Origin of the sequence: Streptomyces sp. Ru72, from assembly GCF_002920635.1 — a bacterium.
Taxonomy (GTDB): Bacteria; Actinomycetota; Actinomycetes; order Streptomycetales; family Streptomycetaceae; genus Streptomyces.
Window position 1 is genome coordinate 1 of sequence record NZ_PQSR01000167.1, and the last position, 10,403, is coordinate 10,403.

At 70.7% G+C, this 10,403-nt stretch carries 9 protein-coding genes; 5 read left to right on the forward strand and 4 right to left on the reverse strand.

All coding sequences use genetic code 11. The features are described 5' to 3' along the window. Positions 1-30: 30 nt before the first annotated feature. Entirely contained in the window at positions 31-660 is a 630-nt protein-coding gene (locus tag C3488_RS37855; protein WP_103845379.1) for a helix-turn-helix domain-containing protein, read from the forward strand. Positions 661-674: 14 nt separating this feature from the next. Then, positions 675-1,412: an SRPBCC domain-containing protein gene (locus tag C3488_RS37860; RefSeq protein WP_103845380.1), complete on the forward strand. Its 738-nt coding sequence runs from the start codon at positions 675-677 to the stop codon at positions 1,410-1,412. A 13-nt stretch (positions 1,413-1,425) separates the two neighbouring features. On the opposite strand, the gene C3488_RS37865 is transcribed toward C3488_RS37860, so the two are convergent. Further along, positions 1,426-3,252 carry an endonuclease/exonuclease/phosphatase family protein gene (locus C3488_RS37865; protein WP_103845381.1) on the reverse strand — a complete coding sequence of 609 codons (1,827 nt, stop codon included), beginning with the start codon at positions 3,250-3,252 and terminating at the stop codon, positions 1,426-1,428. Positions 3,253-3,562: 310 nt separating this feature from the next. Here C3488_RS37865 and C3488_RS37870 point away from each other — a divergent pair, with 310 nt between their 5' ends. Together C3488_RS37870 and C3488_RS37875 are read left to right on the forward strand one after the other, a co-directional pair. Further along, positions 3,563-4,990 (forward strand): hypothetical protein, encoded by a 1,428-nt coding sequence (locus C3488_RS37870; RefSeq protein WP_103845382.1) that lies wholly within the window; start codon positions 3,563-3,565, stop codon positions 4,988-4,990. A gap of 475 nt (positions 4,991-5,465) precedes the next feature. Then, positions 5,466-6,902, forward strand: coding sequence for an alkaline phosphatase PhoX (locus C3488_RS37875; RefSeq protein WP_103845383.1), 1,437 nt, complete (start codon positions 5,466-5,468; stop codon positions 6,900-6,902). A 145-nt stretch (positions 6,903-7,047) separates the two neighbouring features. Here C3488_RS37875 and C3488_RS37880 read toward each other — a convergent pair whose 3' ends face one another. From C3488_RS37880 to C3488_RS37890, 3 genes are all read right to left on the reverse strand, one after another. Beyond that, entirely contained in the window at positions 7,048-7,659 is a 612-nt protein-coding gene (locus C3488_RS37880) for a DUF6879 family protein (protein ID WP_103845384.1), read from the reverse strand. Between the two features lie 17 nt (positions 7,660-7,676). Beyond that, positions 7,677-8,003: a hypothetical protein gene (locus C3488_RS37885; RefSeq protein ID WP_103845385.1), complete on the reverse strand. Its 327-nt coding sequence runs from the start codon at positions 8,001-8,003 to the stop codon at positions 7,677-7,679. 174 nt (positions 8,004-8,177) lie between these two features. Then, positions 8,178-9,629, reverse strand: a complete 1,452-nt coding sequence (locus C3488_RS37890) for an MFS transporter (RefSeq protein WP_103845386.1) — start codon at positions 9,627-9,629, stop codon at positions 8,178-8,180. 143 nt (positions 9,630-9,772) lie between these two features. Here C3488_RS37890 and C3488_RS37895 point away from each other — a divergent pair, with 143 nt between their 5' ends. Continuing rightward, the gene (locus C3488_RS37895) at positions 9,773-10,339 is read left to right on the forward strand and encodes a TetR/AcrR family transcriptional regulator (protein WP_103845387.1); all 567 of its coding nucleotides are present in this window, start codon (positions 9,773-9,775) and stop codon (positions 10,337-10,339) included. The last annotated feature ends 64 nt before the right edge of the window (positions 10,340-10,403 follow it).

A 10,403-nucleotide genomic window follows, 5' to 3' on the forward strand; every position in this document is an offset into this window, starting at 1 on the left:
AAAAAAACTTTTCGGTGAAAGGGTGGAGCCATGTTGGACGTCACCGTGATCGAGGATCCCGAGGCCGCGGCGGTCTCGCTGGACCCCGTCCGCGCCCGGCTGCTCGCCGAGCTGGCGGCGGGGCCCGCGTCGGCCGCCATGCTGGCCGGAAAGGTCGGGCTGCCCCGGCAGAAGGTGAACTACCACCTCAAGACCCTGGAGCGGCACGGCCTGGTCGAGCTGGCCGGCGAGCGCCGCAAGGGCAATGTCACCGAGCGGCTGATGCGGGCCACCGCGGCGTCGTATGTGATCAGTCCGCTGGCGCTCGCCTCCGTGCAGCCCGACCCGGACCGTTTCCGTGACCAGCTCTCGGCGCGCTGGCTGCTCGCCCTCGGCGCCCGGCTGGTCCGCGACGTCGGCTCGCTCATCACCGGCGCGGCCAAGGCCCGCAAACGGCTCGCGACGTACGCCCTCGACGGCGAGGTCCGCTTCGCGTCGGCCGCCGACCGCGCCGCGTTCGTCCAGGAGCTGACCGCGGGCGTCAGCGCCCTGATCCGCAAGTACGACGCCCCCGGCGCCGAGGGCGGCCGCGACCACAGGATCGTCGTCGCCGTCCACCCCACGGTCAAGGACCGCACCGGGACCGCCCCGGAACTCGACTCTCCGCAAGAATCCCAGTGAGCAGGAGCCCCGTCATGTCCAAGGAATTCGAGATCGTCCGCGAGTTCGAGGTCGACGCCACGCCCGAGGAGGTGTGGGAGGCGATCACCACCGGCACAGGCGGTTATCTGTGGCCGATGGACCCGCCCGAGCCCCGTGTGGGAGGCAGCGGGCCCTTCGGATCCACGGTCACCGCCTGGGACCCACCGCACCGCTACACCAACCGCAGCGAGGACGTCGGCTTCCCCGTCCAGTCGGTCAACCAGCTCGACCACACCATCGAGCCGCGTGACGAGGGCCGCCGTGCCTGGGTGCGGTACGTGCACAGCGGCATCTTCACCGACGACTGGGACAACCAGTACGACGGCGCGAGCAAGCACACCGACTTCTACCTGCACACCCTGCGCGAGTACCTGACCCACTTCGCGCCCCGCCCGGTCGCCTTCGCGACCCTGAACGGGCCGGTCGCGTCCACCGCGCCCGACGCCTTCACCGCCGTCGGACGGGCCCTCGGAATCACCGGCGACACCCCCGACGGGGCACGCGTCCGGGCCCGCGGCCCCGAGGGCCGACTCCTCGACGCCGTACTCGACTTCCGCAATCCGTACTTCATCGGACTGCGCACCGACGACGCCCTCATCCGCTTCTTCGGCCGCAACCACTGGGGCGCGCCGGTCGGCATCAGCGTCCACGACTTCGCACCGGACGCCGACGCCAAGGCGAACGAGGCCGCCTGGCAGGGCTGGCTGGACGGGGTGTTCAGCCAGCCCTGAGCCCGAGGGACGACTACGGCCGGAACCGCAGCACCTGCGGGTCGTGGTCGCTGATCTGGTCGTGGAACTCCGAGTTGATGTGCACGCTGTCGTAGTCGAGGTCGCAGCCGCGGCGGATCGACGGGCTGACCAGGATCTGGTCCAGGACCTGCTCGTTGCCCTGGTAGTCGTAGGTGTACCGCTCGCTCCTCGGCAGCGACTTGATCGCCGACCACAGCTCGCCGTCACCCTCGAGGATCTTGGCGGTGTCGGAGAACTCGAAGTCGTTCATGTCGCCGAGCGCGACGACGGCGGCGTTCTTCTGCGTGTCGAGGATGTCCTTGACGAAGGTGTTCACCTCGGTGGCCTGCAGATGGCGCTGAACCTCCGAACTGCGGGTCGGCGGCTGGTACTGCGCGTGCAGCGACTGGTCGCCGCCCTTGGAGGTGAGGTGGTTGGCGATCACGAACACCGTCCTGCCGCGGAAGACGAACTCGCCGACCAGCGGCTTGCGGCTGGACTTCCATGCGTCGTCGGCCGGGTCGATACGACCGGGCGACACCGTCAGCTGCGCCTTGCCGTGCACCTTGGTGACGCCCACGGCGGTCGTGGAGTCGCCGCCCGGGCGGTCGGTGAAGGAGACCCGCTGCGGGTTGAAGAGGAACACCTGACGGATGTTGCCGCCCGGCTGGCCGCCGTCCTGGTCGTTGACCGGGTCGATCGAGCGCCAGTCGTACTTCGGGCCGCCCGCCGCGACGATCGCGTCGATCAGCTTGTTCACCGTCTGGCTCGCGTCGACCGTGCCGTCGTCCGTGGCGCCGTTGTCGTCCTGGATCTCCTCCAGGGACACGATGTCGGGCGACTGCAGGTTGTTCACGATGGCGGAGGCGTGGGCCGCGAACGTGGTGTCCGACGGGTCCAGGTTCTCCACGTTGTAGGTCGCCACGGCGAGCTCGCCGCGCTCCTGCTTGCGGGTGGTCTCCCGCTGCAGCCCGCCACTCTCGAGCGTGCCGAGCCGGCCGGCGACCAGGGTGTAGCCGCCGAACTGGTTGTAGTCCAGCGGGCCGGTCGTCGTGCCGGCGAGCGTGTCACCGACGTTCGCCTGCGGGAAGTCGGCGGTGGAGCCGAGGGACTGGATCTGGAGCCGGCCGGTGTTCTGGGAGTCGTAGGAGCCGTAGACCGTGCCGCCGCGGCGATTGGCGTTCTCGTGCGGCTTCACCGTGACCCACAGCTCGCTGTACGGGTCGGTGGCGGTGACCACGCGGGCGTCGGCGACCTGGACGTTCATGCCCTCCAGGGACTCGTAGTAGTCCAGGGCGTACGTCGACGGCCGAAGCGCCAGGCCGTTGATCGAGCCGTTCGCGGCCGGGTCGCCCGCCGGGGTGTACTGGTCCGGCACGGAGTCCTCGTCGATCACGACCGGCGCCGGGACGGCGTTGCCGCTGGAACGCACCGTCACCGTCGGCTTGGTGATCTCGGTGACCGACTGGTTGCCGGACGAGGTGCCGCCCGGGACGTACTCCGAGACCGTGCCCGTCACCGTCACCGCGTCGCCGACCGCGACCTTCGGGACGGAGCTGGTGAAGACGAAGACGCCCTCACTGGTGGCCGGGTCGTCGTCCGGGGTGGGGTCCTGCATCCAGAACCCTCTCGACGAGCCGTACGTCCGCACGCCCGTGACGATTCCGGCCACGTCCGTGACCTTCTGGCCCGCGAGCGGCGATGTCCGGGTGGTGCCCTGGATGTCGTGGATGCGCACGGTGTCCGCGTGCGCGGGAGAGGTGAGGACCACACCGGACACGGCGGAGCAGACGGCGGCGACGGTGAGCGCGGCGAGCCGCGAGGAAGACTTGCTCGGCAACGGAATCCCTCCGGGGAGATACGTGGGCGCCGGGACGAAGTGGAGCGTGGAACCGGGGGCCGCGACCGGTGGGGCGGTGGCGACGCGCGTAGCAGGCGACGGACGGCACCGAACCTCAGTGAACAGCTGTCCCCCGACTTCTACGCGCGTCAATCTCCTGTGTCCTCAGGCCAGTTGTCAAGGTTTCGGCCATGTACGGCAACCGGCGAGTAGATGAACCGGGCGGCATGGGTGGAAATCCGTCTAGGCTGAGCAGTGTGTTTCGGGGCGCCCCTCGGCCACCACGTACGTCCCCAAGGAGACCCAGCCGATGTCACACAGCTCCCTCCTGCCGCCGGTCCGGCTGCGTTCCGAGGCGGAGCTCGCACGGGACGCGCTCGCCACACCCCTGCTCTCCCGCGCCGCCCGGCTCGCCCGCTGGGCCGGACCCGACACGCGCGTCGGCCCCGGGGGCGAGCTGGTCGAGGAGCAGCTGCCCGCCGCGGCCGAGGCCCTCGGGCTGACCGGTGAGGACGCCGCCGCCGACGCGAGCGAGGCATGGCGGGTCGCCGTCGACGCCGGCCTCGTCCAGGTCGTCGACCAGGAGGCGGGGACGGTCGCCACCGGCGCCGACCTCGCACTGCTCACCTCCGGCAGCCCGAGCGACGTGCTCGGCGTGTGGCTGGGCGCGCTGGAGGCGGTGCTCGCCGACGCGAGCGTGCCCGAGCTGGACGGGCTCGCCGACGCCATGGGGGAGGACGGCGGGATCGACCTGTCCTCCCTCGACTGGGACCCGGAGGCGGAGGCCGAGTTCCTCGACGGAGTGCTCGGCAACCTCTACGTGCTGACGGTCAGTGAGGAGGGCCCGGGCGACAGCGCGGTGCCGCTGCCCGCACTCGCCGCGTCGATGATCGTGCCCGACGACATGGGCGAACCCACCAACGACGTCCTGGAGCAGGTCTCGGACGCCATGATGCGGCTGGACGACCAGTTCCGGATTCTCGAGCCCATCGGACTCGTCGACTTCCAGCCGGTCGACGAGGCGCTGATGAACGACGCCGAGGACGAGTCCACTGCGGCCGTCGACGTGACGGACGTCAGCCGGTACGGGATGGTACGGCTGACACCGCTCGGGCTGTACGGGATGCGGGCCCGGCTGCAGGAGGCCGGGATGACGGCTCCCGCTGTGGGGGAGCTGGCCGACAAGGGCGCCGACGCCCTGCTCGACGGCACGTCGGGGTTTCCGCCGGCGGCGGCGCAGGCGGAGACGGAGCAGTGGCTGGCACGCCGGGAACCGCTGGCGGCTGCACGGGAGTTGCTGGCCGCAGCACGGGGGTCGGACGCCGGAGCGCCCCTGCGCCGGCTCCGTTGCCAGCAGGCGCTGTCCCTCGTCGGGCTGCAGGCGGAGCCCGCGCTGCGTGAGGTGCTGGACGACGCGGAACTGGGCGGCCTGGCACGGGTGTGGCTCACCGAGCACGGAGCGGCGGACGTGCCGGCACCGCCGGAGTCGATGGTGTTCTGGCTGACCATCGACACGTTGGCCGCGCAACTGGCGGCCGAGGGCAACTCGGAGGAACTCCAGGGCCTGGTGGAGGGTCTGGCGGCCCAGCACAGCGGCTTCTTCACGACGGCGTGGCGGGTGGAGCATCCGGCGACCCCGGACGTCCTGGAGGCGATGGGGCGCCTGCACCCGGACAAGAAGGTGGCGAAGGAGGCGCGGAAGGCGGCGTTCAAGGCACGGTCGCAGCAGGGGAGTTGACCGTCGGCGTCGTGATATTGCCTGGTGGGTCACGGCTCAGGACGTTGCCGTGGCATTGCCCGGCATTGGTGTGTGCGCCGGCCGGCCAGAGCTGTGCTTTGCGGATTCATGGAAATGCGTGCCCAGCCGTCGGCCGCCGTTCAACGGGAGTTCAGGAGCGAGCGCGAGCGTGTGCGCGCAGCGGAGGTCCGCGAGGGCCTGTTGCGAAAGTCCCGTCGTCCGCCCGAACGGCGGCTCCGCGCCCGCCGCGGTAGCGGCTGATGCGGTCGTCCGGTGCCTGCGATCGCAAGGCGCCGAGGGTCGCCCGCGTGCTGGACGTACGCGGGCGAGCCGACAACGCGGCGAGCGCGCGTGCCGGACGCTGTGTGTGGGGCCGTGGGGGTACCGCCCAGCCTTTGAGGCAGCGGGGGAGGGACTTTACGCAACAGGCCCTGGCCACCCCCGACCGACTCCCTCCCCTCCCACAGGAGACAGCATGTCGCTCACCCGCAGGGACTTCGCCAGGCGGTCCGCGCTCACCGGTGCCGGCATCGCCCTGTCCGGCAGTGTCGGCGCCCTCGCCACCGCTCCGCACGCCCTCGCGTCCACCGAGACCGCGGACGGCCACAAGGAGCAGCGGCACGACGGCGTGGGCTACGGGCCGCTCGTCCCCGACCCGAACGGCATCCTCGCCCTGCCCGCCGGGTTCTCGTACCGAGTCATCACCTACAGCGGCAGGACCAAGCTGGAATCAGGCGAGTTCACCCCGTCCAACCACGACGGCACCTCCACCTTCCCCGGCCCCCGCGGCGCCACCCTCCTCGTCAACAACCACGAGCTCAAGGGCCCCCGCTCCAAGTGGAAGTACCCCGTACCGCTCACCGAGGGCCTCGTCTACGACCCGGCCGCGTCCGGCGGGTGCACCGTCGTCGAGGTCCGCCACGACCACATCGCCGAGTGGGTCGGCATCGCCGGCACCTCCACCAACTGCGCCGGTGGCGACACTCCCTGGGGCACCTGGCTGACCTGTGAGGAGACCGAGGACAAGGCCGGCCAGAACGGCATGACCAAGGACCATGGCTACGTCTTCGAGGTGGACCCCGCCGACCGGCGCGCCAACCGCGACCCCAAGCCCGTCAAGGCGCTCGGCCGTTACGCCCACGAGGCCGTCGTCGTCGACCCCAAGCGCGGCCACCTGTACCTGACCGAGGACGCCTCCGGCCCGAACGGCCTGCTCTACCGCTGGACCCCGCCGGAGGGCTTCGAGCACGGCCGCGGCAAGCTGCGCTCCCTCGCGGACGACGCAGGCCACTTGCAGGCCTTCAAGTGCTTCGACTCCGGCGGCAGGTTCGTCGACGACCTCTCCCGTGCCACGAAGATCGGCACCGTCTACGGCGTCGACTGGATCGACGTCCCGGACCGCGACGCGAAGACGGTCCCCGTGCGCAAGCAGTTCGCCGACGGTGAGATCACCCGCGCCCGCAAGCTGGAAGGCATGTGGTGGGGTGACGGCGGTGCGTATATCGTCTCCTCCTACGCCCGCGAGGAGAGCCCCGTCCAGCACGACGGCCAGGTCTGGTTCTACGACCCCAAGCGCCGCACCCTGACCCTGAAGGTCCTGCTCGGTGTGAACCCGGCCCCGGCCGAGGACGGCGACTTCGACGGACCCGACAACATCACCGTCTCCCCGCACGGCGGGCTGGTCATCGCCGAGGACGGCGACGGCATCCAGCACCTCTTCGGCGCCACCGACAGCGGCCGCACGTACCCCATCGCCCGCAACGAACTGAACATCGGCACCGAGGACAAGCCGGAGTACAGCGAATTCACCGGCGTCACCTTCTCGCCCGACGGCAGGACCCTGTACGCCAACATCCAGGAGCCCGGCATCATGCTGGCCATCACGGGGCCCTGGAAGCGGCAGCGGCGCTGACCCGCAACCGACCGCGTTGTCGCCGCTCGTCATCGGGGAGCAGCAGATGTTCCGAAGCGACCCTGACGAGCGGCACCTCATGCCCAGGCGAGCTCGTCAGTGCAGGGCCTGCTTGGCATGGTCGCGGGGTTCGCCGGACCGGGTGTCACACGCCGCGGGGAGGGGGCAGTTCGGCGACCTCGCGGCGGAAATAGCTTTCCAAGGGCTCGCCGGCCGAGTGCAGCCGGCGGATCAGGGCCCGTGCCCGCGTCACCATCGCCGGGTCCGTGTGGCGGACGGCGCCGTTCGGCGCGCCGGCCGGCGTGTAGTCCAGGACGTACACCGCCTCGGTGCCCAGCACGCACAGCTCCGGCAGCGGACCTCCGGTTTCGTCCCCCACGATCTCCGTGGCGTCCAGCACACTGACGCGCTCTCCGTACTCGTACTTGGTCCGCAGGAGGTGCAACTCCCACTGGATGTAGGGCGCGATGGGCCTTTCGACGACACGGACGCGATGCAGCGCGAACCCCGCGGCGCTGATCTTGCCGTAGTACTCCTCGTACTCGGTGCGCAACTCCTCGATCAGCCGTAGGGATTCCTCCCAGTCGCCCCGACGAAGCGCCTGCCAGCTGGGAAAGTCCCCCTCGTCGTAGCTCTGCATCCGCTCCAGCTTCCAGAAGCCCTCACTGCCGAGGTTCCAGAACCGGCGCTCGAAATCCGCGATGTACGCCTCCTGGTCGAGATACGTGCCTCCGGCAGCGGGAAGCGGATCTGACATGGGGAGACGCCTTTCGGTCAGCTTCGGCGACGGGACCGGCGGTTGCGCCCGCGCGTGGTGAGCCACAGCACGTGGATAGTGGCCAGGGATTCCAGGGTCAAGAGGGCGTCGGCGAGGTCGAGGCCGGTGTGCGCGTCGCGTAGACGGGCCACGGCGGTGACGGCCAGCCGGAGGTCCGCCGGGATGGTGTCGGCCGCCAGTCCGGCGAGGCAGAGCGTGGTTCCGACCACCAGGACCACGCCGTAGATCCGCACGGCGCGCCGCTCCACCGGCGGCAGCGCCCGGCTGGGATTCGGCGGCCGGTGCCCGCCGGCACAGCAGGCGGCCTGCCAGATGACGGGCATGGGCGCGGCCGTCCCCGTACAGATCGCGGCACCCGGTCAGGTCCTGCAGGACGAAGTACACATCCGTCCGCATGAACACCATGACTCGACAGCAAGGAGACCACGAGCGAGAGCTCGGGAACGAGCAACTGACCAGCGCGGTCTCGGGCTCCCGTGAGGGGGACCCGAGACCGTTCAGTCCTGGGCAACGGCCGGGTCTCTGCCGCTGATCACGAACGCCGACACCAGCAGGGCGGTCAGCGCGATCAGAGAGCCGGCGCCGAACGCGCGGGCCGAACCCTCGGTGAGGATGTCGGCCGGGGAGCCGGTCGCGTGTCGGGTCGCCGTACCGAAGACGGTGACCAGGACCGACAGACCGAGGGTGCCACCGAGCCACTGCAGGGTCTGCAGGAGACCGGAGGCGGCGCCCGCCTCGTGCGGTTCTACGCCCGCGAGGATCGTCACGTTCAGCGGCATGAAGCTCAGGCCGACGCCGAGGCCCATCAGCAGCAGGGGGCCCAGCAACCCGGTGGCGTAGCCGTCACCGGGCCGCAGCCGCCAGAGCCAACCGGCCGCGACGACGAGCAGGGCCATGCCGGTGAGCAGGACCGGCTTGGCGCCGAGACGGGCGAGCAGCCGCGGTACGAGGCGCACGGTCGTGAACATCACCAGGGTCATCGGCAGGAAGGCGAGTCCGGCGCGCAACGGGCTGTAGTCCAGCACCTGCTGGCTGATCAGGGTGAGGAAGTAGAACGCTCCGAACATGCCCGCGGGCAGCAGCAGGACGCCCGCGTAGCCGCCCGCGCGGTTGCGGCTCGCGAACAGGCCGAGTGGCAGGATCGGCTGCTCGGCCCGGGACTCGACGAGGACGAGACCGGTCAGCAGGGCCACCGTCGCTGTGAAGCCGAGCAGTGCCTGGGTGTCGCTCCAGCCGTGCTCGGAGACGCGGATGAACGCGTACACCAGCGAGGTCGTCCCGGCCGTGCCGATGAGCGCGCCCGCCGCGTCGAAACGGCCCGCGTGACGCGGGGTCTCGGTGACGAAACGGGGGAGGGCCAGGGCCACGGCGACACCGATCGGCACGTTGATGAGCAGGGCCCAGCGCCAGGTCGCCCAGGAGGTGAGCATGCCGCCGAGGACCAGGCCGACGGAGGCGCCGATGCCGGCCATCGAGGAGTAGACGCTCAGGGCGTGGTGGCGGCGCGGCCCTTCCGGGAAGTTGGTGGTGATCAGCGCGAGGGTGCTGGGCGCGGTGAGCGCGGCGCCGGCACCTTGGAGTGCGCGGGCCGCCAGCAGCCAGGCGTTGTCGGTGGCGAGTCCGCCGAGCAGGGAGGAGAGTGCGAAGACCAGGACACCGGCGGTGAGGGTGCGGCGGCGGCCGGCGATGTCGCCGACGCGACCGCCGAGCAGCAACAGGCCGCCGAAAGCGAGGGTGTAGGCGTTGAGGACCCAGGACAGGCCGGTGGGGGAGAAGTCCAGGTCATTCTGGATGTCGGGCAGCGCGACATTGACGACGGTGGAGTCGACGCCGACCATCAGGTAGGCGGTGACGATGACGAGGAGGACGGCGCCGAGCCTGGCGGGATGCTGTGGTGCGGAGAGTGCTTCTGCGGTGGCGGTGGTGGACGGTGCGGACGGGGTGGACATGGAGTTCTCCCGTTGTGGCGTCCCCGGGTGAGAAGGTGCGGCGCACGGGCAGCGCGGACCGCCCGCGGCGATAAGCGGGGACTGTCTCCGGTTAATGCTCGCTAAGATACGGAGAGGGTCCCCGGTTTGCAAGGAGTATCTGGATGACGCAGGTCAGGCCCATGCGCGCGGACGCCAGGCGCAACTACGAACGGTTGCTGAAGGCCGCGGCGGAAGCCTTCGCAGAGCACGGGGAGAATGCGTCGCTCGACGACATCGCCAAGCGCGCCGGCGTCGGGTCGGGCACGCTGTACCGGCACTTCCCGAACCGTCAGGCCCTGTTGGAGGCGGCGTACGTCGACCGCATCGAGGCGATGGCCGCGCGGGCCGACGAGATCGCGCGAGAACTTCCGCCGGGCGAGGCGCTGGTGGAGTGGCTGCACGAGCTGTGCGTGGGGACGATCCAGGTGCGCGGGATGAAGGCCCTGCTGGGCTCGGCCGTCACGGACGGCAGCTCCGCCGCGGTCACCGCCTGCGGCACCGCGATGAAGGAGGCGGCGGCACGGCTTGTGGAGGCGGCGCAGAAGGAGGGAACCCTGCGGGGGGACGTGGAGCCGATCGAGATCCTGCGGCTGGCGCACGGGGTGGCGACGGCGTCCGAACTGGCCAACGGGCAGGGAAGAGACATCCGCCGCTATCTGTCGTTGCTGACGGACGGGTTGCGGCCGTAGGGGACGGCCGCCGCACCTGCGGGCCGCGACCAGAGGTGCCCGCAGGTGTCCTACGACTGCCGGG

Excerpts from the sequence above, each read along its gene's own strand:
- C3488_RS37880 (WP_103845384.1), bottom strand. The coding sequence starts at position 7,659 with ATGTCAGATCCGCTTCCCGCTGCCGGAGGCACGTATCTCGACCAGGAG.
- C3488_RS37895 (WP_103845387.1), top strand. The coding sequence starts at position 9,773 with ATGACGCAGGTCAGGCCCATGCGCGCGGACGCCAGGCGCAACTACGAA.
- C3488_RS37855 (WP_103845379.1), top strand. The coding sequence starts at position 31 with ATGTTGGACGTCACCGTGATCGAGGATCCCGAGGCCGCGGCGGTCTCG.
- C3488_RS37890 (WP_103845386.1), bottom strand. The coding sequence starts at position 9,629 with ATGTCCACCCCGTCCGCACCGTCCACCACCGCCACCGCAGAAGCACTC.
- C3488_RS37885 (WP_103845385.1), bottom strand. The coding sequence starts at position 8,003 with ATGCCCGTCATCTGGCAGGCCGCCTGCTGTGCCGGCGGGCACCGGCCG.
- C3488_RS37860 (WP_103845380.1), top strand. The coding sequence starts at position 675 with ATGTCCAAGGAATTCGAGATCGTCCGCGAGTTCGAGGTCGACGCCACG.
- C3488_RS37870 (WP_103845382.1), top strand. The coding sequence starts at position 3,563 with ATGTCACACAGCTCCCTCCTGCCGCCGGTCCGGCTGCGTTCCGAGGCG.
- C3488_RS37875 (WP_103845383.1), top strand. The coding sequence starts at position 5,466 with ATGTCGCTCACCCGCAGGGACTTCGCCAGGCGGTCCGCGCTCACCGGT.